General features: G+C 35.1%; 19 protein-coding genes and 1 pseudogene. 15 read left to right on the top strand and 5 right to left on the bottom strand.

From position 1 onward, the window contains the following. The 8 genes from ABS911_RS09085 to ABS911_RS09050 form a co-directional block, all read left to right on the top strand. Positions 1-278, top strand: a 278-nt coding sequence (locus ABS911_RS09085) for a glycerophosphodiester phosphodiesterase (RefSeq protein ID WP_350467296.1), incomplete at its 5' end; no start/stop codon positions are given. 185 nt (positions 279-463) lie between these two features. Beyond that, positions 464-721 carry a Gfo/Idh/MocA family protein gene (locus tag ABS911_RS09080; protein ID WP_350467295.1) on the top strand — a complete coding sequence of 86 codons (258 nt, stop codon included), beginning with the start codon at positions 464-466 and terminating at the stop codon, positions 719-721. 291 nt (positions 722-1,012) lie between these two features. After that, on the top strand, positions 1,013-1,798 hold the full coding sequence (locus ABS911_RS09075) for a hypothetical protein (protein WP_350467294.1): 786 nt from the start codon (positions 1,013-1,015) through the stop codon (positions 1,796-1,798). Between the two features lie 379 nt (positions 1,799-2,177). Next, the gene (locus tag ABS911_RS09070) at positions 2,178-4,316 is read left to right on the top strand and encodes a type IA DNA topoisomerase (protein WP_350467293.1); all 2,139 of its coding nucleotides are present in this window, start codon (positions 2,178-2,180) and stop codon (positions 4,314-4,316) included. A gap of 652 nt (positions 4,317-4,968) precedes the next feature. After that, positions 4,969-5,271, top strand: a complete 303-nt coding sequence (locus ABS911_RS09065; protein WP_350467292.1) for an ArsR/SmtB family transcription factor — start codon at positions 4,969-4,971, stop codon at positions 5,269-5,271. After that, positions 5,268-6,932, top strand: coding sequence for an FAD-dependent oxidoreductase (locus tag ABS911_RS09060; RefSeq protein WP_350467291.1), 1,665 nt, complete (start codon positions 5,268-5,270; stop codon positions 6,930-6,932). Before ABS911_RS09065 ends, ABS911_RS09060 begins: the two co-directional genes overlap by 4 nt. Before the next feature lie 118 nt (positions 6,933-7,050). Continuing rightward, the gene (locus ABS911_RS09055; RefSeq protein ID WP_350467297.1) at positions 7,051-8,805 is read left to right on the top strand and encodes an ABC transporter ATP-binding protein; all 1,755 of its coding nucleotides are present in this window, start codon (positions 7,051-7,053) and stop codon (positions 8,803-8,805) included. Then, on the top strand, positions 8,805-10,595 hold the full coding sequence (locus tag ABS911_RS09050) for an ABC transporter ATP-binding protein (protein WP_350467290.1): 1,791 nt from the start codon (positions 8,805-8,807) through the stop codon (positions 10,593-10,595). The genes ABS911_RS09055 and ABS911_RS09050 overlap by 1 nt, the downstream gene beginning before the upstream one ends. 269 nt (positions 10,596-10,864) lie before the next feature. Here the strand turns inward: ABS911_RS09050 and ABS911_RS09045 are convergent, their stop codons facing one another. Both ABS911_RS09045 and ABS911_RS09040 read right to left on the bottom strand, forming a co-directional pair. Then, positions 10,865-11,647: a YibE/F family protein gene (locus ABS911_RS09045; RefSeq protein ID WP_350467289.1), complete on the bottom strand. Its 783-nt coding sequence runs from the start codon at positions 11,645-11,647 to the stop codon at positions 10,865-10,867. Further along, positions 11,644-12,744: a YibE/F family protein gene (locus ABS911_RS09040; RefSeq protein ID WP_350467288.1), complete on the bottom strand. Its 1,101-nt coding sequence runs from the start codon at positions 12,742-12,744 to the stop codon at positions 11,644-11,646. The genes ABS911_RS09045 and ABS911_RS09040 overlap by 4 nt, the downstream gene beginning before the upstream one ends. A 210-nt stretch (positions 12,745-12,954) precedes the next feature. Here ABS911_RS09040 and ABS911_RS09035 point away from each other — a divergent pair, with 210 nt between their 5' ends. The 5 genes from ABS911_RS09035 to ABS911_RS09015 all read left to right on the top strand — a co-directional run bounded on the left by ABS911_RS09035 (position 12,955) and on the right by ABS911_RS09015 (position 19,844). Continuing rightward, the gene (locus ABS911_RS09035; RefSeq protein WP_350467287.1) at positions 12,955-15,306 is read left to right on the top strand and encodes a helix-turn-helix domain-containing protein; all 2,352 of its coding nucleotides are present in this window, start codon (positions 12,955-12,957) and stop codon (positions 15,304-15,306) included. Positions 15,307-15,575: 269 nt separating this feature from the next. After that, complete coding sequence (locus ABS911_RS09030) at positions 15,576-16,772, top strand: amidohydrolase (protein ID WP_350467286.1); 1,197 nt, start codon at positions 15,576-15,578, stop codon at positions 16,770-16,772. A 7-nt stretch (positions 16,773-16,779) separates the two neighbouring features. Next, the gene (locus tag ABS911_RS09025) at positions 16,780-18,171 is read left to right on the top strand and encodes an MFS transporter (protein ID WP_350467285.1); all 1,392 of its coding nucleotides are present in this window, start codon (positions 16,780-16,782) and stop codon (positions 18,169-18,171) included. A 642-nt stretch (positions 18,172-18,813) separates the two neighbouring features. Next, entirely contained in the window at positions 18,814-19,464 is a 651-nt protein-coding gene (locus ABS911_RS09020) for a sugar O-acetyltransferase (RefSeq protein ID WP_350467284.1), read from the top strand. Continuing rightward, positions 19,461-19,844 carry a VOC family protein gene (locus ABS911_RS09015; protein ID WP_350467283.1) on the top strand — a complete coding sequence of 128 codons (384 nt, stop codon included), beginning with the start codon at positions 19,461-19,463 and terminating at the stop codon, positions 19,842-19,844. The genes ABS911_RS09020 and ABS911_RS09015 overlap by 4 nt, the downstream gene beginning before the upstream one ends. 176 nt (positions 19,845-20,020) lie before the next feature. On the opposite strand, the gene ABS911_RS09010 is transcribed toward ABS911_RS09015, so the two are convergent. From ABS911_RS09010 to ABS911_RS09000, 3 genes are all read right to left on the bottom strand, one after another. Further along, a complete protein-coding gene (locus ABS911_RS09010) occupies positions 20,021-20,725 on the bottom strand; it encodes a Crp/Fnr family transcriptional regulator (protein ID WP_350467282.1) in 705 nt (234 codons plus the stop codon). 180 nt (positions 20,726-20,905) lie between these two features. Continuing rightward, positions 20,906-21,127 carry a heavy-metal-associated domain-containing protein gene (locus tag ABS911_RS09005; protein WP_350467281.1) on the bottom strand — a complete coding sequence of 74 codons (222 nt, stop codon included), beginning with the start codon at positions 21,125-21,127 and terminating at the stop codon, positions 20,906-20,908. A 124-nt stretch (positions 21,128-21,251) separates the two neighbouring features. Further along, on the bottom strand, positions 21,252-21,956 hold the full coding sequence (locus ABS911_RS09000; protein ID WP_350467280.1) for a Crp/Fnr family transcriptional regulator: 705 nt from the start codon (positions 21,954-21,956) through the stop codon (positions 21,252-21,254). A gap of 202 nt (positions 21,957-22,158) precedes the next feature. On the opposite strand from ABS911_RS09000, the gene ABS911_RS08995 reads away from it, so the two are divergent. Together ABS911_RS08995 and ABS911_RS08990 are read left to right on the top strand one after the other, a co-directional pair. After that, a complete protein-coding gene (locus ABS911_RS08995) occupies positions 22,159-23,289 on the top strand; it encodes an acyl-CoA dehydrogenase family protein (protein WP_350467279.1) in 1,131 nt (376 codons plus the stop codon). A gap of 5 nt (positions 23,290-23,294) precedes the next feature. Beyond that, positions 23,295-23,436, top strand: a pseudogene (locus tag ABS911_RS08990) (electron transfer flavoprotein subunit beta); the annotation flags it as partial.

Genomic DNA, 23,436 nt, shown 5'->3' with positions numbered 1-23,436 from the left:
CAGATTTATTGATTGAACAACTTACGCTGAATGTTCCTTCAAGACTAATCGATTATGCTGAAGCTCTAGGGGTTGAATATTTGCACCCGAATTATCGCAGCTTTAACTCCGACACCGCGAAGCAAATAACGGATAGAGGTCTAGGTATAAATATCTGGACTGTCAATGAAGAATCAGATATGCAACAATTATTGACAGATAATGTGAACTCTATTATCACTAACTATCCTGATCGCTTGAAAAGTGTGATGAATAAAGAAAAAGCAAGTCAGATATAGATTTAAAAAAATCTGGAGTACCCTTCAAAATATTCACTTTGAAGGGTACTTTTTTGAAGGAAAGGTATTTGGAATGGCTGTTAACCATCTAATAATATGCTACATTAAATAAAAAAAACAGCTCAGAAATTTTTTGTTTACTTTAATTAACGCCTGCATATTGAGGGAGCAATTTTGTAGATCAATTGATCAAAGAGGGCAAAATTGGAGAAGTCATTCAAGTAACCGAATTTGGTCCACATCAATTAGATAAAGAGATACGTCCAGACTGGTTCTTAAGAAAAGAACAAGACGGCGGAATCTTATGTGACATTGGCAGCCACCAAATCGAGCAATTCTTGTATTATACCGACAATGAAAATGGGGCCGCCTTTATATTTGAAGTAGATTGTTTCATAACAGACGGATTGAACATATTTTTAAAGCTCAAGAGTTGTGTCTAGCTGCGCAAGGAAAAGTGATAGCCATCCCCAAAAAAATAAGATGTGTTGAGAAATGTAACTTTAGCAAAAAAAAGCTGTATCAGAAAATCTTAATAAAGGTTTCTGATACGGCTTTTTATCGATTTATTTTACTGAACTGAGCTAATGAGTTTATAGCCCTTCGCTTTAAAGGATTTCATTTGCAGATGCAGAAATAACTCTATATACTTTATAGTGATGCAATAAAACTTTATATGAAATACTTTGCGTAGTATATAACTATAACGCGATTGTCACTATTAGGAGGAAAAAATGGATAAGAAAACAGAAAAGTTGTTGATTAAGAAAGCAAAGAAACTCAGCAAGTGGCATGAAGGAGTATTCGTGAATCCTATTTTTTGGGAAGTAAATGAAAAACGCTATTATATGGCTGGATTCACTGTAGGAAACACACCAAAAGCTACCGCTTATTTTACAACAGTTGGGGATGAAAAGAGAGAAGAGGCAGAAATTGCCCAGTCTTATTTATCGCTTTTTTCAGATACGAGTAATAATATTTTCCGTGTTGGCGGTGAACATTTAAAAATAGATACCTCTTATTATACGAAACCGCTGGAAATCCCAGTAAATTCATCAGAAATTGCTGTAATTGAAGGACACGAATCATTCAAGCATCTATGGGAGGTGCAACAGAAATTCAACCTGCTGACGAATGACTATCACCGTTATTATGAGGGATTGTTGTTAAGAGAACAGTTAACACAAAAAGATATTGATCATAATATCGAAATAGTCAATTGGGTTAATCTTTATCAATATGAAACCTTATCTCTTTTGTTGAACCAAAATAGCGTAATCCGTGCGTATACTGGCTATTTAGAGACCACAAAAGAATGGAAAGATTTATCACGTGATCAGCGTACATTTGTTACCGGAATAACCAAGAATGTTGCTAAAATGCAAGAAAATCTTCGCTCTTTAGATCTTATTGAGTCGAATGATCCAGAAAAAATGATTATATTAAATTTAGAGAAAGCAAAAAGTGACCTTCGTATTGGAATTGCAAAACAAAAAGAATACATTCGTTATCCGAAATAGGTGAAGAAATAAAATTTAGTAGAGCACTCGTTTTAGTGTTGATAAGGTCATTAAGCTAATCCAAGGTGGACAAAGAAACCGAGTGAATGGAACAGAAGGGTATATAGAAAGACTCTAAATTTAAAGGACTTATATTATTTTTTAATTAATAAAAAAGCTTGATTTCTTAGCATACCAGCTTAAGAAACCAAGCTTTTTGAGTTATGAGAAATTTCATTTACAGTAAAGATTGCTTTATTTTAGTAGCTCCAATTTTTATAAAAATACTTGGCTTGATTTTTTTAATAGATTGACTTTTAAAGAGGAATCTTCCAAAATAAGGAAAGAAATAGACGTTTGGTACCGCTAAAATACAGCAGTAAGGGAGATGGATCAGTCAATGGGACATACAGTAATACTTGCAGAGAAACCTTCCCAAGCGCAGGCTTATGCTGAGTCTTTTGGAAAATTTTCAAAAAAAGATGGGTATATTGTTTTAAATTCATCGAATGACGTGATTACTTGGGGATTTGGACACTTAGTTGAATTGGCTTCTCCAGAGGAATACAAGGATGAATGGAAGAAATGGAACTTGAAAGAGCTGCCTATCATTCCAGAAACATTTAAGTTTAAAGTGGGACAGGGAAAAGCCAAGCAATTTAATGTCGTAAAAAAATTGTTAAAAGAAGCTGATCAAATCATTATCGCCACCGATAGTGATCGCGAAGGAGAAAATATTGCGCGTTCGATCATCAATCAAGCCAAAGCTGGCAATAAAGAAATTAAACGCCTATGGATTAATTCACTTGAATCTGATGAAATTCAAAAAGGTTTTGCTGATTTAAGAGATGGAAAAGAATTTTATTCTTCCTACGTTGAAGCCCAAACACGGCAAATAAGTGATTGGTTGGTGGGTATTAATTTATCTCGTATGTATACTCTCTCTTTGCAGAAAAAAGGCATCAACGAAGGAGTATTCAGTGTAGGACGCGTTCAAACACCGACACTCTATATGATTTATACGCGCCAAAAACAGATTGAAAATTTTATTCCAGAACCCTTTTTCGAATTACACGCAACAGTAACAGCTGAAAAAGGTGTATTTAAAGCTAAGTATGCAAAGAAATTTCCTGCGAAAAAGGAATTGCAAGAATTTATCAAAAACCACGAGTTGTTGGCCAGCAATCCTGGTGTGATTTCTTCTGTTGAAACTAAACGAATATCACAGCCTTCGCCATTTCTATTTTCATTAAGTGACTTGCAAAGTTTAATAAACAAAAAATATAAAGTGAGCCCTTCGGATACATTGAAGCATGTACAGTCGCTTTATGAAGCTAAATTAGTAAGTTATCCTAGAAGTGATTGCAGATACATCACTGATTCAGAGTTTCGGTATTTGTTAGAAAGAATTGAAGGGTATCAAGGTATATTAAACCACACCATTAAAGAGCCAAATACAAGCAAACGAAAACGCTATGTAGACGGTTCAAAAGTTCAAGAGCATTATGCTATTATTCCAACTAAAAAAGTACCTGCAAAAAAAGCGTTAGAGAAGCTGCCATCTATTCAAAGAGACATTTACTTTACTATTTTAAGGCGAACAATGGCTATGTTTGAGACAGACTATAAATATGATGAAACAACTGTCATTGTAGATATCAAAACTGTTCCGTTTTTAAGCAAAGGAAAAGTGATATTGGATAAAGGTTGGCAGAGACTAGAATATGGAGCAAGTAAAAAGTCGGATAAAGAAGCAACTAGTGAACTACCGTTAGTAAAAAACGGGGAGTCAGTAGAAACAGATCTAAATACGTCAGAAGGATTTACTTCGCCACCGAAAACATACACAGAAGGTACGTTGATTACCGCAATGAAAACTTGCGGTAAAGAATTAGAAAATGAAGAAGAAAAAGAGATTTTAAAGGCAACAGAAGGTATTGGAACAGAAGCAACAAGAGCGAATGTTTTAGAAACCCTTAAAAAGCAGCATTATATAGAGATTCAAAAAAATAATGTAACGGTTACTCAAAAAGGGGAAATCTTGTGCCAAGCTGTTGAAAACACCCTTCTTAGCAGTCCTGAGATGACGGCTAAATGGGAAACCTATCTAAAGAAAATCAAAAATGAAGACGGCACCCAGCAAGCTTTCTTAGACAGTATTCAAAAATTTATTGCTCATACCTTAGATTCAAGTGCACAAGTTATTGAAAAGAATGATTGGTCTACTCATACCAAAAGTACCAACCATTTGTCGCAGAAGGCAATTGGAAAATGTCCAGTTTGTGAGCAGATGATGATCGATAAAGGAAAATTCTATGGATGTAGTGGCTATAGCAATGGCTGCACTTTTACATTGCCCAAAAGGTACGTAGGAAAAACACTTTCTGAAGCGACTCTTAAGAAGTTGCTAGATACGAGAGAAACGCAGTTATTAAAAGGATTTAAGAAAAAGACTGGTCAAACATTCTCAGCTGCTCTTATCCTGACAGAAGACAACAAGTTACTGTTTAAGCCTTACGAAAAAACGGAGAAGAAATGAGAGTAAGGAAAAAGCAGTTCGTTTTGCTGCAACTAATTATTAAACAAATTGGATCGTAAAAGTATCACTAAAGTTGGTTCTTCGTTAAATGATATGGATGAGTCTACCAAGAGTCAAAGCGGAGTAGTGCTTTGACTCTTTTAGTAGATAAAATTTCTTCCGTAATGAGCATGTCATCCTTTTCGTGGCTACAAGCATCATGATTCCTCCAGAAAGTTTAATATTCACTGACTCTTATGCAAAAGATGTGGATAATGAGCCAGAACTCTCTTACCCTATAATCTACTCTGTTTTTAAGTTCCGATTATGAGATAGGCCTCGTCTAGTGGATAAAACGGATGCTTTTTTGTATGAGATTGTGAGATAAACCTCTTTTATCTCATAATTAAGTCTATTTTTAGATTCAATTATGAGCTACAACTGCTTTAGCTCATGACCTCATCTTCTTTTCGTACAGTTTTATGAAGTAGAGTCTATATAAATCATACTAGATCCTTTTCTCTATCTAAAATTATGAGGTAGCCCTCTCTTATCTCATCCTAAACCGCTCAAAAATTTTGTGATGTCTATTCATCATTACCCAAAAAATAGTTGCGTATAGATAGAAAGTCATCTATATTAGTAAGAGTAGAAAAAAGAAAGAGGTTTAACTATGGACTATGAATCTTATGCAAAAGTGATGAAAGCTTTGTCTGATCCTAAACGTGTACAAATAATAGATATGCTTTCTAATGGTGAGTTATGTGCTTGCGATATTCTGGAGCAATTCGATTTTACACAGCCTACGTTATCTCATCATATAAAAGTTCTTTTAAATGCGGGTTTAGTTACAGTAGAAAAAAAAGGAACATGGCATCATTATTCATTAAATGAAAAATGTATTAATCAACTAGTATCTGATACTAGTCAACTTACTTCTGCAACTACACAGCAAGTAGGAGGAGAAAATTCATGAAAATTATTGTGATTGGATCCGTTGCTTCGGGTACATCTGTAGCAGCTAAAGCTCGAAGAAATACAGAAGAGGCTGAAATTGTCGTTTATGATCAAGGAAAAGACATTTCTTATTCAGTTTGTGGAATTCCTTATCAAATTGGTGGAGAAGTGGAAGACTTAGATATATTAATGCCTAGAAATGCAGAGTGGTTCAAAAAGAGATACAACGTTTCTATTTTCACAGAACATAAAGTGACAAAGATTGATCATGCCAACAAACAAGTAGAAGTGACAGATCTTGTTTCTGGTGAAAAGAAAAGTGATCAATATGATGTTTTAGTTTTTGCAACAGGGGCTTCTCCATTCACTCCTCCTCCATTTAACCAAAAGAAATATGACAATGTGTTCCAAGTTCGTACTATTCAAGACGCCCGAGATATTGGAGTTTATTCTGCTAAACAACCCAAGAAAGCGTTGATTATTGGTGCTGGATTTATTGGTTTAGAAATGACAGAACAATTGGTTCATAAAGGGTTGGAAGTGACGATTGTTCAATTAGAAGATCAAGTGATGCCCCCAATGGACGCGGACATGACTTTCCGTGTAGAGGAGCATATGCGCGAGAAAGGCGTTAATTTGATTCTAAGTGATACAGTGAAAACGATTGAAGGAGAAACCTCAATCGAAAAAGTCATCACGACAAATGGGGTTACGATTGATCCGGATATCGTTATCCTATCTGCAGGTGTACGTCCAAATACAGAATTGGCTAAAGAAATGGGTGTAGAGCTTGGGGCATCAAGAGCGATTGCGGTAAACAAAAAAATGCAAACCAATCTTCCAGATGTTTATGCAGTTGGGGATGTGGCCGAAAGCTTCTCCGTTATTACAGGCAAACCCATCTATCGTCCACTAGGTTCAACAGCTAATAAAATGGGTCGAATCGCTGGAGATGTTATTACTGGTGGCGATTTAGAACACCGAGGCGTATTAGGAACAGGAATCTTTAGAATCTTTGATCTACAGGTTGGTCAAACAGGCTTAACCGAAAAAGAAGCGAAAAAAGAAGGGTATGATGTTGAAATTTTATATAACATCAAGCCAGACCACGCTGAGTATTTAGGTGGAAAAGAATTAACGATCAAAGCATTAGCGGATAAAGAAACAGGTCGCGTTTTAGGTGCACAAGCTATCGGTCAAGGTGGTGTAGACAAACGAATCGACATAATCGCAACAGCCATCACCTTTAAAGCAAAAGCTGAAGATTTATTTCATCTAGATTTAGCCTATGCACCACCATTTGCCACGACTAAAGACCCTATTCTTTATACGGGCATGGCATTGGATAATGCCTTAAAACGCAATCCATTGATGACGCCAGCTGATTTAGTGCAGCGTCAAGATACTGGTGAGTCCCTGCAAATTGTCGATACACGTTCAAAAAAGGATTTTGAAAAGGCTCATGTTAAAGGAGCGATTCATATTCCTCTGGCTGAATTAAGAGAGAGAAGTGCAGAGTTAGATCAATCTTTAGTAACAATCACCTACTGCAATAAAGGTGTAACTGGAAATGCGTCTCAAAACGTATTACTGAATCATGGATTTAAAAAAGTTTACAACCTATCTGGTGGAAAAAAGAACTATCAAAGTTACCTCAAGATGATGGAATTAAAAAAATAATACACCACTCATAACTACTATTCGGGACAAATAGGAAGTTTCCTTTCTATTTGTTTTTTTGTGGTTTGAAATATAATGCCGCCTAAAAATTCAGTAAGTAAAAGAAAGGGACGAAATGATGTTTAATACGTTAAAAAAATATGGTTGGTTTTTTAAATTACGTTGGAAAAGCTATTCTTTTGGTGTTTCTGCGCTAATTATTTGCGCTATTCTACAAGTGATGAATCCTAAAATTATTGGAACCATCATTGACCACTTTATAGCTGGAACGTTAAATTGGAAGATTTTAATTTTTTGGGTGAGTTTGATCCTTATTTTTGCCCTAATTATGTACGCCTTGCGTTATGGATGGAGAATGGCTTTATTTGGAAATTCAACATTGATTGAATCTATCTTGCGTAATCGGTTGTTTTCATTTTTCACGCGTATGGATTCAGAATTTTTCCACAAATACCGAACGGGTGATTTGATGGCACATGCAACAAATGACCTAGCAGCTATCCGATTTGTTGCAGCGGATGGTGTGTTGACGTTGACGGATGCCTTATCATTAGGCGGTGTAACACTCTTTTCGATGTTCTTTTTTATCGATTGGAAACTAACATTAGTGTCCGTTTTGCCATTACCTATTTTGATCATTGTTTCAACGTATTTAGGGAAAATGATTCATGCACGTTACCGAGGTGCACTACAAGCTTTTTCATCAATGAATGACCATGTTCAAGAAAGTGTAACGGGAATGAAGGTCTTAAAAACGTTGGGTGAAGAAAAAGAAGATTTGTCTGCTTTTAAAAAGGAAACGCAACATGTTGTCGATGAAAATCAACGTGTCTACAAATTAAAAGCAGCTTTAAACCCAAGTATAGAAATCGTCATGGGGCTAACGTATGTGATTGCTTTATTAGTTGGTGGAAATTATGTTCAAAGTGGACGGATATCGATTGGAGATCTAGTAGCTTTTATCAGTTACATCGGTATGATGCAATGGCCATTGCTCGCAGTAGGGGGATTAATCAATACCCTTGAAAGAGGAAGTGCGGCTTACGATAGAGTGGATGTTTTATTAGCCTATACCCCTTCTATTGTAGAAATGGAAAATCCTTATCGCCAAGCATTAGAGGGAGATATTATATTTGATATCCAATCGTTTACTTATCCAGATGACGAGAAGCCTGTTTTAACCAATATTTCTTTTCACTTAGCGAAAGGAAATATGCTGGGAGTTGTTGGCAGAACGGGTGCTGGAAAGAGCGCACTCTATAAATTATTGTTACGCGATTACGATCAATATGAAGGTATGATTTCATACAATGATATTAATATAAAGGACTATGCTTTAGAATCACTAAAAAAAGGCATTGCAATCGTCCCACAAGAAAATTTTCTGTTTTCAACAACCATTAGAGAAAATATCCGATTTGGAAATCCAGATTTAACTCAAGAAGAAGTTGAAAAATATGCAAGGTTAGCGAATGTTCATGAAGATATTTTGCAGTTTCCGCAGGGTTACGATACAGAAGTGGGCGAAAGAGGTGTTTCTTTATCTGGTGGACAAAAACAGCGTATTGCTATTGCTCGGGCTTTAGCGGTAGAGCCAGACTGTCTGATTTTAGATGATTCACTATCAGCAGTAGATGCTCACACAGAAGAAGCTATCTTAAATTCATTGAAAAAAGAACGAAGAAATAAAACAACGATTATTTCTGCTCACCGTATCAGTTCAATCATGCACGCAGATGAAATCATCGTGATGGAAAAAGGAACCATCAGTGAACGAGGTTCTCATGAGCAATTAATTGAAACAAAAGGTTGGTATCGTGATATGTATCAAAAACAACAACTGGAGAAAAAATTAGATGGGGAGGGGTTATAATGGATAAACAAAAACAAACGGCTTTTTCTACTAAAGAATCTTGGCGTATTTTGATTAGTTTAGTTCGCTTTGCAAAACCCTATCAGTTCCTATTCCTCGTCTCATTTGTATTTTTGGCATTGGGTTCAGCTATAGCTGCGTATTTGCCTATTATTATTCAGCGCTACATCGATACGTATTTAGCAAATGGAACAGCAACAATCGAGATTACGGTACGTATAGTAACTTTTTATGGGATATTAACCCTTCTTAAAGCCGTGTTTGCTTATGCAAAAGACTTTCTCTTTAACACTGCTTCAGAAAGAACCGTGGGCAATATTCGAAATCAATTGTATGAAAAGGTCGTTTTACTTGGTATGCGTTACTTCGATCAGACACCAGCGGGGACAGTTGTTTCCAGAGTGACAAATGATACAGAGACTATCAAAGAGTTTTGGACTGTCTTTTTGACCATTGCTACTGGGTTATTCAATGTGTTGTCAATTACGATTGCTATGTTTGCACTAAACTGGCGTATGGCTTTAGTTTTTCTTCTCTTCACACCCGTTATTGTTTGGATCGCAGGTGTTTATCGAAAGAAGAGCACACTTGTTTACAGTCGTATGCGAAAAGTATTAAGTCAGCTGAATGCCAATTTAAGTGAATCTATTAGTGGGATGAGTATTATTCAAAAATACAACCAAGAAGAGCGGTTGGTAGATGAGTTCAATACAATCAATGAAGAATATGTCGTTTCTCGTCGTTCTATGTACAGTATGAACGCATTATTATTGGCGCCCGCAATCAATGTGATTGAATCGGTCGCTCTAGTAGCGGTGCTGCTTATTTTTGGGTATCAAGATTGGACCCAAGGGAACATTAATATAGGTTTGGTATACGCGTTTACGGCTTATTCACGATCATTTTTCCAACCGATCAGCCAAATGATGAATAGCTTGAGCTCGTTACAAGATGGAATTGTTTCAGGTCATAGGGTTCAAGAGTTGCTGAAAAGTGAAGAACTTGCTCCACAATCCAAGCCAGACACAAATGGTATGATTACAGAAGGCCATATTCGTGTAAATAATCTGAACTTCTCATACGATGGTAGTAAGCAAGTCTTGCGTAATATCAGCTTTGAAGTGAAACCAGGAGAAACAGTTGCCTTAGTCGGACAAACGGGATCAGGAAAAAGTTCCATTATTAATGTACTGATGCGGTTCTACGAATATCACGAAGGAGAGATCACTATTGATGGTCACTCACTGAAGGATATGCCAATAGAAGGACTTAGAACTAAAATGGGATTGGTTCTACAAGATAGTTTCTTATTTTATGGAAATATCGCAGACAATATCCGGATGTATAATAACGACTACACAGAATCCGAAATTAAAAAGGCTGCAGAATTTGTCTATGCAGATGAATTTATATCTGAAATGGAGCATGGTTACGCATCAAAGGTCATCGAACGTGGGGCAAGTTTATCTGCCGGAGAAAAACAATTAATCAGTTTTGCTAGAACCATTCTGCGTTCGCCGCGTATTCTGATTCTTGATGAAGCAACAGCGAATATTGATACTGAAACAGAAGAGAAAATTCAAAAAGGGTTGGCCAATATGCGCAAAGATCGAACATCTTTAATCATTGCTCACCGTTTATCCACTATAAAAGACGCAGATCAAATTTTAGTTTTGAGCAATGGCGAAATTGTGGAAAAAGGAACTCATAATGAATTGATCGATAAAAAAGGAACCTACTTTGATATGTATGAACTACAAACATATCAAGAAAAAACTGGAGATTTGTAACCATTAGAACGAATAATTAAAAGAAAGGGCTGAGATTTTGTATCTCAGCCCTTTCTTTGCATATGGATTTTTATATTAAGATAGACTCAAATAGTGGAGTGAAAGAAGTTCACTCTTCCGTGAAAGTACGTTTCACGTTAAAGTGGAGTAAAAAAGGAGCTCACTCTTCCATGAAATGCCTCTCCATGGAAGAGTGAGGCTCCAAAAGTCTTTATTTTCCCTTGAAAATAGCATCAATTTTAATACTGAAGCAAGTTTTTCTAATTTTATCAAACTTTCTCACTTACAGGAACGTCTTTTTTAGGCGACGTTAAAATAAGGGCTGTAAGCCAAGCGGTTATAGGTATGATCAGAATTGCGCCTGTCCCAATACAGAATATGGAAATGACTTCTGAACTAAATACTTTAGAATTGATCACCTCACCAAACGTGTAAGACAAGTCTTTAAACCAAACGATTAAGGCTAAGTATCCACCAATAAATGCGAAATACAAAGTGTTTGTGGTGGTGCCCAGAATATCTTTTCCAACATTCATACCGGATTTAAAAAGATTGTAGCGGTCCATGAATGGATTGTGGATAAAAATTTCGTTCATTGCAGAAGAAATGGAGATAGAGGTATCTGTAATAGCCCCTATAGAACCCATTATAATCGTACAACTAGCGATTTCAAGAAAATTTATCCCAACATAGAGATTGAAGAAAGAAAGTTCTTCTATCTCTTCGATGCCAAATCCTTGTATCATAGATTTTTCAACAAATATAAAAATAAGCCCAACTAAAAAGAACAGTGTCATCAGTGTTGCAATAAATGAAATAACGGATTTAAGATTTATCGTATTTATATAAAAGAGGTTGATACAACTAATAAGGATACAAGCAATCATGGTTAGAAAAATTGGATTAAATGATTCTCTCGTCATTAAGAGTATCGTCAAAAGGGTGATACCAAAGTTTAGAAAAAGAGCAATAAATGATCTTGTCCCTTTTTCGCCACTGATCAATTTCATGAGTACAAATAAAATAAGCGATAGGCACACTAAAACATTCATTTATGAGCCCTCCTTTTTTGAATGAAATAAGTTGCAGTATAAATGCTTATTGGAATGGTTAATACAATTCCAATACTTCCAACGAGTGCACGGGTCAATTCTAAGGATAAATTCATTGATAACGTGTAACCCAGTGTAGAGCCGTTTTTTAAGTATAGAAGAATCATAGGTATGCTTCCACTAACATATGCAAAAAATAAAACATTTGTCATAGTGCCCATAATGTCTGCACCGATTTCTTTTCCAGAAGCTTTTAATTCCTTTAGTGGAATAGAGTTGTTTTTATCGTACAACTCATAAAGAGAAGAGATGATCGTAATCGCAATATCCATTACAGCGCCCAAAGAACCAACGAGAATACTAGCTAAAAATATTTTTTGCGGAGACCTGGTTATGAAAGCCATCTCCTCATATCTAAGTCCCTTTTCAGCCGTTAACTGCATCACAATATAAGCAATCAGAAGAGCGGAAAAAGTACCCGTCAATGTGGCTAAGATAGCAGCATAAGTTTTCTCACTATTTCCACTAACCAAGAATAGAGAAGTAACCGTGAAAAAAACAACTAAACCACTGCAGATAAGTAGTAAGTTAGCACTTTCTGAATTTGTGTAGACAGTTAATGCGAGTGACAATACTAAGACATTAAGGATTAAACTGAGGATCGAAAACCAGCCGCTTTTTTTTCCAATTAGTAGTACCGTTAGTATAAATAACCAAGCTGCTGCTAAAACAAATTTATCTCGTTTTGGACCGTCAACGCTTCCTCTTAAATCACTGCCTGAATTTTTCTGGATAGAGACAAAAATTTCATCACCTATTTCGTACTCGTGATCATATGCTCCAGATAGAGAGTAAGTATTTTCTAATGTGACTAATTCACCTTTTTGTTCGCCATTTACTAGTTTCCCAACTAGAGTTTGATCAAACAAACGATCATTAGTAGTTGGATCGTTAGAGCTTTTTTGTTCGTTAAGAGTTACTGTTACGACTTCTGCTATGGGATCATCATATAAATAGAAATTGTTTTGTACAAATAACATAGACAAGGTGATACACAGCAAGATACTGCCGTATAAATAAAAAGATTTTTTATTCAAATAGATACCTCCAGTATAAAGATGGATCAAACAAAATAAGCATGTTTATTGTAACATATATTGTTTTAATGACTATTTTAGCTACAAAAATTAAGTGTATTTGATTTCGCGTATCATGACCCATATAATAGCAGTGTGATAAGAATAGTGGGAACAACAAATAAACGAGTGGATTATCTAGTAGAATGATTTGCCCAAAGGGAGTGTAATATGAAACAGAAATTTATAACTGATTTTGAGATTATGATTCAAAGTATTCAATCTGTCTCGTCTCAACAATTTGCAGGTACGATACTTTTATTCGTAGTCGAAGGAAATTTTATGGTTTCTATGGATGGAAAAGATTACCACTTGCAAGAGAGCGATATTCTAATGATCAATCGAAATACCATCTATAGTATTTCTGGGGATTCAAACAATGTTCTTGTTTCTCTTTCAATTACGAATCACTTTTTTAAAATGCAGTATGAAGCTTATTATCATTATATATTTGAATGCTTCTCTAAAAATAGTGATACCGGTCGTGAGGAAGTTTTAGCTCAATTGCGTCGTTTATTAGCTAAAATAGTCATCTCTCATTCACAGAAAAGTGAAGACAGTTCCGTCAGCGTTCAAAGTGATCTTTATCAAATTTTATTGATGATGATTCGTTTTTTCAAAAAAAGTATTCCTTATCAAGAACAAATTGAACTTGAGGATGAGCGAATCACACGTATTCTAAATTATATAGAACACCATTATGGAGAACCTCTATCACTGACAGATATGGCAAATCAAGAATTTTTATCGCCTTCTTATTTTTCTCGTTATTTCAAACAATTTGTAGGCATTAATTTTTCGAAATATTTGACTAGTGTTCGACTTAAGCACAGTAAAGAAGATTTGGTTCATTCCTCAGATTCGCTCTTTCAGATTGCATCTCGCAATGGATTCACTACCGCAAAACAATTTGCACTTGCTTTTAAGTCAATTTATCAGCAGACGCCAGCTAATTACCGAAAAAAACATAAATCTGCTGCTCTTGCAGAAGGATACATTACTAGGAACAGTAGTGGGAAATCTAGTATTTTAGATTCTCCAGAAGTGCTGGTAAAATTGACAAAGTATTGTGATAAAGAAGTGAATCAATCTCTTTTAGGAAATGACTTTACAAGTGAAAAATTACTTGTTTCGCCAATGGAGCAAACAAAAAATACGCTTATGCATGAGAACCATATTATTTTTATTGGTGAATTAAAAGATGTCTTGAATGAAAATATAAAGAAACAAATTTTAATGACACACAGTTCAATGAAAATAGATTATATTGGCATTCGTAATTTAATAGGCGGGACAACAATTTTGCCAGAAGTTAACACGGATGAAACGATTTCTACTACTTCAAGCTATGCCAATTCTGACCTAGCTTTACGGACAATTAAAGAGTTAGGATTCAGTGTGTTTCTGCGCATCAATGTAAATGAAATACTTTATTTTAAAGATTATTTTTCTAGGTTAAAAGAGTTTTTAAACCACACCATTCAAGTATTTGGAAAAGATTTTGTCAAAGACTGGCATGTGCTTTTTTATGCACCAAAAGAAACAAAGCTTGACCCATTGATACTAGAAGACTTATATGAAACGTTGCAAGGGATTTTAAAAAAGAAATCTGCGCATATTCAGTTGGGTATTTTCTTACCTTTTGATGAAGAAAAGATGCAAACTGTAGCCAGTCACATGTGGGTGTTGAAAAAAGCACATAGTATTGATTTTATCAGTTTTGATGCGAATCGGAATACGGATATTAATTTTGATGACACAAGTGATCAAAATTTTATCAACTCACAAAATTACCACATAAATAAAGCAAAAAAACTAAAGCAATTTCTTCAGAAGAATGGTGTTAGAAAACCATTATTTCTTGATATGTGGAATACGTTAACAGGGGATTCCCGGTACATCAATGGCACGTTTTTCCGTGCAGCGCTTATTTTTAATACCGTAATAGAATTAAGTCAAGAGGTACAAGGGTTAGGTTTTTGGATCAATAATGAAATTCATGAGCGCATTCATAATAGTACAGATCTTGTTTCAGATGGACTTGAACTTTTTCATTATTTTAATGGAAAACGCCCGGTTTATTATGCGATGTTTTTTAAAGAACGATTATATGGAACCATATTATCAGAGGGTGAAAATCATCTGATGACAAAAAATGAAGATGGGTATCAATTAGCCATTTTTCACGAGCGAAATTTTAATCCCCGTTATTCAGTGGATGAATTGTTTTTAAGACAGCATAGCAAAGAACTACAAGTAACCCTTGATAGTTTGGATCCTGGTGAGTACCAAGTTACTCGGTTTAAATTTGACCGTAAAAACGGTGCTCTCTATGACAACTTAAGAAAGATAAATAGTAAGCATGGCATTAGCCAAGACGTGATGAAGTATATTATTTCTACCGCAACTCCAGATGTAGAAATAAAAGATGAAATCATCGATGGGAAATGGTCTTTTTACGCTTATATGGATATCAATTCTATTCATTTTATTGAGTTGAAAAAAATTGAATTAGATCTGTAAAAGTCCCAATAGAATTTTTAAAAATTAAAAGCTTATTCTAATTGATAGTCAATAGAATAAGCTTTTATTGTGTTAAAAAGCAAATAGATAAAAAATAAGCACATTTCTTTACCTGATATAGACCATTTAAAAAGAACAAAGGCAAAAAAGAATCCTTTTGGGTAAAGTTTTGACCTACTTTTTTTCTAAATCAGATCTAAAATAGAGTAGTAATGAACGAATGAGCAAATTCATTCGCTTCGAATATATATAAAATAGGAGGTTAAGTTATGAATGAATCCATCAAAAATAATCTGTTTGAAAAAATGAATGAGAAACAAGATCGTATGATCGACATACGTCGTTATTTACATGAGAACCCTGAGTTATCTTTTCAAGAAGAAAAAACGGCAGCTTATATTGCAGATTTTTATAAAGGTAAAGATTGCGACGTACGTGCTAATGTAGGCGGACGAGGAATAGTTGTAACAATTGATTCAGGGAATCCTGGAAAAACAATTGCGATTCGTGCAGATTTGGATGCCTTGCCGATTAAAGAAGAATCGGGTGTTCCTTTTCAATCAAAAAATCCAGGAGTGATGCATGCTTGTGGACATGATGGACATACGGCATACATGTTGATTTTAGCAGAATCTTTAATTGAAATAAAAGAACAACTAAAAGGAAAAATCGTTGTGTTGCATCAACATGCTGAAGAAATGCCTCCAGGTGGCGCGATTCAAATGATTGAAGATCACGCATTAGATGGTGTAGATAATGTTTTTGGTATTCATGTGATGTCTCAAATGGAATCAGGCAAACTATTTTATCGTCCTGAAAATATTCAAACTGGCCGTGCAAATTTTCATGTTAAAATCCAAGGTGTCGGTGGACATGGTTCTTCTCCGCACAAAGCAAATGATGCAATTGTAGCAGCAAGTTATTTTGTAGTGGCCGTGCAATCTATCGTGAGTCGTCGTTTGAATCCATTTGATGTGGGTTCAATTACTATTGGGAATTTTGATGGACGTGGATCATTTAACGTCATTAAAGATGCTGTTCAATTAGATGGAGATGTCCGTTCAATGTCTGAAGAAGTGCGTACAATAGTTGAAAAAGAAATTCGTGCTAAATTAGATGGTATTGCAGCCATGTTTGATGTTACGTATGAGTTGCAATATGAAAATGATTATCCTGTCTTATATAATGACCCAGATCTAACAGAAGAAACGATCAGTCATTTGAAACAAACAACCATTCCTGAATTAAAAGGAATTGAAATGTGTGATGCACAACCCCCTTCAGAAGACTTTGCGTATTATGCAAAGGAACGTCCAAGTATGTTCTTTTATGTGGGTGCTGCTCCTGAAGAAGGCGAAGCTTATCCACATCATCACCCTAAGTTTAAAATCAGTGAATCAAGTTTAATCGTTGCTGCAAAAGCTATGGGTTCAATTGTAGTGGACTATCTAGTAAAAGGAGAATAGAAAGAGAATGGAAATAAGTTATAAAGGAACGAATAAATTAATCGTTGGTATCGTTTTTGGTGTTATTACATTTTGGTTATTTGCTCAAACCATGTTAAATATTGGTCCTGCGGTGCAGGATGATTTAGGGATCTCATCTAGTATTTTAAATATAGCAATTAGCTTAACAGCGTTGTTCTCTGGTATGTTCATGGTTGGAGCAGGAGCAATGGCTGATAAATTTGGTCGTGTGAAGCTTACAAAAATTGGTTTGGTTTTAAGTGTCATCGGATCTTTGTGCTTAGTATTTGCACAAGGTTCAGTATTGTTGATTATTGGTCGTGTGATCCAAGGTTTTTCAGCAGCAACGATCATGCCCGCGACATTATCACTTATGAAAACTTATTTTGAAGGTCCAGGCCGTCAACGTGCACTTAGCTACTGGTCTATTGGATCTTGGGGTGGTTCAGGAATCTGTTCATTATTCGGTGGAATGGTTGCCACTTATTTAGGGTGGAGATATATTTTTATCTTTTCAATTATCTTTGCTATTGCTGGTTATTTATTAATCAATGGTACACCTGAAAGTAAAGTTGTTTCTACTGAGAAAAAAGCTTTCGATTTAGGTGGATTATTTAGTTTTGTTATCATGATGTTAACGTTCAATTTATATATTACAAATGGTTCTTCTCTTGGATGGATAAGCCCAGTATCAATTGCCCTTATCGTAGTATTTATTCTTTCAACTGTTATTTTCCTCAAAGTTGAAACAAAACATTCAAATAGCTTAATAGATTTTTCATTATTCAAAAATAAAGCATATAGTGGTGCAACATTATCAAACTTCTTATTAAACGCATCTGCAGGTACGATGTTTGTTGCAAATACGTATGTTCAAATGGGTAGAGGATATTCTTCATTTCAATCAGGTTTATTAACAATTGGTTACCTAGTTTGTGTATTGTCATCTATTCGCTTAGGTGAAAAAGCATTGCAAAAACACGGCGCTCGTAAACCAATGTTACTTGGTACAAGCATTGCCGGTGTTGGGATTCTTCTAATGTCTCTAACCTTTATATCAGGTGCTTTTTATTCTGTTCTTGTATTTGTGGGTTTTGCTTTATATGGTCTAGGACTTGGTTTTTATGCAACACCTTCTACAGATACAGCTATTTCTGCAGCACCTGCAAGTAAAGTTGGTGTAGCATCTGGAGTATACAAAATGGCTAGTTCTTTAGGTGGAGCTATTGGTGTAGCTATCTCATCTAGTGTTTACTCAATATTAGCAGCAAAGGGTTCATTTGCATTAGCTGGTATGTCTGGATTATTGGTTAATGTATTGTTTGTGGCAATTGCTGTGATTTCTGTAGTGATTACAGTTCCACGTGAATCAGAACATGCTTTACCGCATACAATTTAAATTTTTACTATGAAAATAGATCTGCAGAAGTTCACTTGAAGGTGTGTCTGCAGGTCTTTTTTTGATTAAAAACCTGCTTTTTCGTGTCTTTCAGCAAGTATAGCAGTATTTTCGTGAACTTATTTTTACCTAATGGATAGATGATAGATGAAGAAAAGTATGTCAGGAGTTTGAATGGTAGCTATAATAATTCCAACTAATGCACGATTTGTTGTTAATCATTTGATAATGGTTTTGATTTGTGTGCCAAAAGATTCTTTTGGTCGATCATTAGTGTTAGGTAATTGAATCCGTTGTGTAAACGATAAAGTATTATATTAGGATACTTTAAGGTGTGTTTTAGTATCTTTTAATCCTCAATTATTCATGCTAAGATAATGATAGTTGTACTTTTACTTTATTTTTCTTAAGAAATTAATTGTTTGGTTTAAAAATATAGACGAAATAAGGAGATTGCTATATTACATAGATAACGGGGCAATGTGTAATGTTAAATGAAAGCGTATTTAATATTGTGTTTTTTATTAGTAAAAATAAAGTAGGAGGAACTTCGTTTGAAGATGAAGCCTTAAAAACAATAACAACTAAGGGTCAAGTTTAATAAGGTATAAAAATAAATTTTGAATATGAGGAGATAAAGAGATGTCTGAAAAAGAACGAATGGTAGCAGGAAGATTGTATCTTGCACAAGGAGAAGAATTGAAAGCTATGCGACAAAAAGGACAACAATTGGTTCGATTATTTAATGGCACAACTGAAGAGGAAAAACCGTATCGTACACAACTGTTAATGGATATTTTTGATGATGTAGCAGGAGATATCTACATTGAGCCCACTTTACGAGTCGATTATGGGAAAAATATTACTATTGGCAAAAATTTTTATGCAAACTTTGATTGCGTTATGATAGATGTTGCTCCAATCAAGATTGGGGATAATGCTATGTTTGGGCCGCGAGTATGCTTGTATACAGCAGGTCATCCGATTGACCCAACTGTACGCAACAGTGGATTGGAATTTGGGACATCGATTACTATTGGAAATAATGTTTGGATCGGCGGAAGTGCCGTAGTGAATCCAGGTGTGACAATTGGAGATAATGTCGTTATCGGGTCTGGATCTGTTGTAACGAAAAACATTCCATCGAATACGATAGCTGTTGGAAACCCTTGTCGGGTTATTCGAGACATCACTCAAGAAGACAAATCCTTCTGGGAAGATAAACAAGCTGCTTACTGGACAGAAATCGCGAATGAACAAAATACTACAATCAAGGAAGAGGCCTCTAAATGAAAATAGCACATGTAGCATTATGGACCAAAGATATTGAACGAATGCGCCAATTTTATGAAACTTATTTTAAAGCTCAATCTGGAGAACGTTATGAAAACACTAATCGAGGTTTTGCCAGTTACTTTTTAACTTTTTCTGAATCAGAAGTACGATTAGAATTGATGCAACAACCTACTATTACTTATCGACCAGAAGAAACACCATTAGGTTGGGCACATCTAGCTATTAGCGTGGGCAACGAACCAGCAGTCAATGCTTTAACCAAGGCTATTTCAGATGATGGGTATACGGTTATTGGTCAACCTCGTTGGACAGGAGACGGGTACTATGAAAGTGTTGTAGCCGATCCTGAAGGAAATTGGATAGAAATTACGATTTAAAACATATAAGGAAACTAGACTGTACTTTTTTGAGTAACAGATTAGCTTAAGTAATCAAACATGAAAAAAGAGGTCAGATAATAATCTGGCCTCTTTTTGATATCCATATATAAACAGAAATTTATACCGATATAAGAAATACTGAAAATTAGGCTATTTCATAAAACGGTTTTATCTTAAACTAATAATAATCCATCTAAATCGATGATTTTAATTTGTTTGTGTGTCAGTTGTTTGATTAAACCTTTATCTTCTAATTCATTGAATTTACGGCTGATGGTCTCAGGAGTCGTTCCCAAATAAGAAGCCAAGTCTTTTTTACTCATGGGTAAAGTGACCTCAGTTGTTTTAGGTAATTCTTCATTGAGTATGTCGACTAAAAATAAGGCGATACGAGTTTCAACTTTTTCTGTTGCAAATCGTGAAGATTGTTTTTCAGATGCTTCAAGTCGATTTGAAAACTCAGCCAAAATCTTTAGAGAAATAGAGGGATATTTCAATAAGAAGTCTTGTAAATCTGAACGATCGATCCGACAGATTTTTGTATCTACCATAGCTTCCGCATAAGTCTCATGCGTAGATTCAGAAAACAAAGCCATTTCACCTGTGAAATCACCAGGATTTAAAATTCGAACTAATTGCTCTTTTCCAGATTCCGATAATCTGTATATACGAACTTTTCCTTTGTGAATAATATAAAGAGAAGTTGATTCATCTCCGGCATGATAAATAAGTTCTTGTTTTTTATATGAAACAGATTGAGTGGTTACCGTTATTTCGTCTAACTGCTCCTTTTCTAAGTGATTAAAAATAGGAACTAAAGATACACAGCCTGTATGTGTTGGAACACTGTTTTTAGGGTATATAGCGTCTTTAGACATTTTTTTCCTCCATTAAAGAATTTTCTTAGTAGTAACATTTAAGCTTATTGATTTAAGTATAACAACTTCAGATGCATTGTTCGAGTTAAGTTGAAGAGGAATACTCTATCCATAAAAAAGATCCCGACTTAAAATATCGCGATCTTTTTATGTTTTTAGTATTCTATATGATTTAACTTATTAAGAGAATTTAGAAGACAATACTGAATAACCTAACTTTTGAATCGTGTCTTGAATCGTGCTGGCTTCGATTTTAGATTCATCGAATTGTGTTCTTACTTTACTGGAATTGAATAGTACCTTTACGGAGTCAATTCCTTCTGTCTTAGTTAAAGTAGTTTCAATTTTCTTAATACAAGATGGACAAGTTAATGGTTCTAATTGATATACGGCTTTTTTCATGATTTTTCCTCCTATCAGTTAATAGCTATAGTATAAATAGAATCAACGATCAAATAATTGATCTTTATCAACTTTTTTAGAAGTAACTGAAGGAATGATTTTCTGTTTTTTAAATAAGGATTAATTAGTAGGAGGAAAAATGTAGTAATTTGATCTTTCCATAAGCAATTTCTTCAATGAGCCCTTCTTTTTCTAATCGAGCAAATTCTCGACTTAAGGATTCAGATGTTGTTCCTAAATAAGATGCTAAATCTTTCTTAGCCATCTTTAATTCAATAATGGGTTCAATTTCCTTTGAATCGACTAAACTGATCAAAAAGTGTAATAATCTGTCTCTTACGGTCTCGGTGGTAGCCCAAGCTGTCTGTTGCTCAGACCTTCCCAATCTATTAGAAATTGTAGCTAACATTTCAACAGCCATCATGGGACATTGTAAAAGTAATTCACGAAAATCTGCATGTTTAATGGCACAAATTGAACAGTCTGTTAGCGCTTCTGTAAACGCTTCGTAAATACCCTTTTTAAACAAAGCTAATTCTCCAGTAAACTCTCCTTGAGTCACGATTCGAATCAATTGTTCTTTTCCAGAATCTGATAATCGGTATACGCGTATTTTTCCACTCTTTAATACGTAAAGGGAATCTGCAGTTTCTCCAGGCCGATAGATCGTTTCTCCGCGAGAGTAGTGTTTGTGTTGTATTAATGAATGGATTTTTTCTTTTTGTTCAGCTGATAATGATTGAAATAATGGGATAGAATCTATGCAAGTATGCTCTGTTTTTTGACATTTATAAGTATGATGATCAGATTTTAAATATCTTTTATTCATCTTGTAATCTCCTCAATAATTCCTCACAATACGTTTTTAGTTTACCAGTTTTCTACTAAATATAAAAGACCTCAATAATTTTTTTTAGGGTGATTGTACTTGATTTAAATCAAGTCTATCAAAAAAATATTACGTTATAATTAACGTGTTAAAAAAGTGTTTAAATTCTTGTGCATAATTGAACAAAAGGAGAATGAAAATAATGAGTATAAAATTGACCCAACCTCAAGTAATGCTACATCAGATGGTTACAGATTTTGCTGATAAAGAAGTAAAACCGTTTGATATGTGGATTGACAAACACAGAGAGTACCCTTCCGAATTATGGAGCAACATGGTGAACACAGGCTTTTTAGGGTTGACCATACCGGAAGAATATGGCGGAGCCGGATTCGATGCTATCGCTAGTTCTCAAACGGTATATGATTTTGCTGTTCGGAATGCGAGTGTGGCTTTTACTTTAGAAGGGCATTATAAAACCGTTGATCAAGTAATGAAATATGCAACACCTGAATTAAAAGAAAAGTATTTGCCGCAAGCAAACCACCGTGTCTTTGGATTCTCCTCAACAGAACCACAAGGCGGATCTAATGTAATGAGATTTACAGCTAGTGCTGTTAAAGAAGGAGATAAATGGGTTTTAAATGGAAATAAAACAATGATTACCAATGGCGGTTTAGCAGAAGTGTACTGTGTACTCTTAAAAACAGCGCCAAACGAATTGTCTTGTTTCCTTGTTGATGAAGATATGCCTGGATTTAAACATGGTAAGAGAGAAGAATTCATTGGTATGACTGGTACGCCTGTAGGAGAAATTTTCTTAGAGAACGTAATGGTTACTGAAGATCACCTGTTAGGAAAAATAGGACAAGGTGTAGAAATAGGAGATAATGCCCACTACGATGCTCGTATTTCGATGGGAGCGATCGCAGCTGGAATCACAGAACATGCGTTGACTATTGCTGTTGATTATGCAAAAAAACGTGAGGCAATTGATACACCTATTGTTCAATTACATTCTATTCAAACGAAAATCACTGAAATTGCTATTGCAAAAGAGAACACACAGTTACTTTATCAAGAGGCAGCTAAGTTGAAAACAGAAGGTAAATCTTACGCTAAAGTATCTACCATGGCGAAATCGTATGGAAGTCGTGCTTCAGTTATTGCAGCTGATCATGCTCTACAAGTGTTAGGCGGGTATGGATATAGCCGTGAGTATCCTGTGGAACATTTAATTCGTGATGCTCGTGCGTTACAACTTGCCGAAGGATCACTAGAAAAAATGATGATTGAAATAGCTAAAGAAGTTGTGAATGAGAGAGAGGAGTAAGTCTAATGAGCTTAAAAATTGTAGTATGTATTAAACAAGTACCTGTTTCTAATAATTTAAAAATTGACCCGGTTACTAAAAACCTTGTTCGTTCTGGAGAAGCTGGGGTTATGAATCCTTATGATAAGAATGCCATAGAGGCAGCTC

The organism is Carnobacterium sp. (assembly GCF_040274425.1).
This window is presented reverse-complemented; position numbering and strand designations above follow the sequence as displayed.

Bases quoted from the DNA above. Each gene is read 5' to 3' on its own strand.
- ABS911_RS09035 (WP_350467287.1), top strand. From the start codon at position 12,955: ATGAAACAGAAATTTATAACTGATTTTGAGATTATGATTCAAAGTATT.
- ABS911_RS09020 (WP_350467284.1), top strand. From the start codon at position 18,814: ATGTCTGAAAAAGAACGAATGGTAGCAGGAAGATTGTATCTTGCACAA.
- ABS911_RS09005 (WP_350467281.1), bottom strand. From the start codon at position 21,127: ATGAAAAAAGCCGTATATCAATTAGAACCATTAACTTGTCCATCTTGT.
- ABS911_RS09065 (WP_350467292.1), top strand. From the start codon at position 4,969: ATGGACTATGAATCTTATGCAAAAGTGATGAAAGCTTTGTCTGATCCT.
- ABS911_RS09025 (WP_350467285.1), top strand. From the start codon at position 16,780: ATGGAAATAAGTTATAAAGGAACGAATAAATTAATCGTTGGTATCGTT.
- ABS911_RS09000 (WP_350467280.1), bottom strand. From the start codon at position 21,956: ATGAATAAAAGATATTTAAAATCTGATCATCATACTTATAAATGTCAA.
- ABS911_RS09015 (WP_350467283.1), top strand. From the start codon at position 19,461: ATGAAAATAGCACATGTAGCATTATGGACCAAAGATATTGAACGAATG.
- ABS911_RS09060 (WP_350467291.1), top strand. From the start codon at position 5,268: ATGAAAATTATTGTGATTGGATCCGTTGCTTCGGGTACATCTGTAGCA.
- ABS911_RS09045 (WP_350467289.1), bottom strand. From the start codon at position 11,647: ATGAATGTTTTAGTGTGCCTATCGCTTATTTTATTTGTACTCATGAAA.
- ABS911_RS09055 (WP_350467297.1), top strand. From the start codon at position 7,051: ATGTTTAATACGTTAAAAAAATATGGTTGGTTTTTTAAATTACGTTGG.
- ABS911_RS09075 (WP_350467294.1), top strand. From the start codon at position 1,013: ATGGATAAGAAAACAGAAAAGTTGTTGATTAAGAAAGCAAAGAAACTC.
- ABS911_RS09030 (WP_350467286.1), top strand. From the start codon at position 15,576: ATGAATGAATCCATCAAAAATAATCTGTTTGAAAAAATGAATGAGAAA.
- ABS911_RS09070 (WP_350467293.1), top strand. From the start codon at position 2,178: ATGGGACATACAGTAATACTTGCAGAGAAACCTTCCCAAGCGCAGGCT.
- ABS911_RS08995 (WP_350467279.1), top strand. From the start codon at position 22,159: ATGAGTATAAAATTGACCCAACCTCAAGTAATGCTACATCAGATGGTT.
- ABS911_RS09010 (WP_350467282.1), bottom strand. From the start codon at position 20,725: ATGTCTAAAGACGCTATATACCCTAAAAACAGTGTTCCAACACATACA.
- ABS911_RS09050 (WP_350467290.1), top strand. From the start codon at position 8,805: ATGGATAAACAAAAACAAACGGCTTTTTCTACTAAAGAATCTTGGCGT.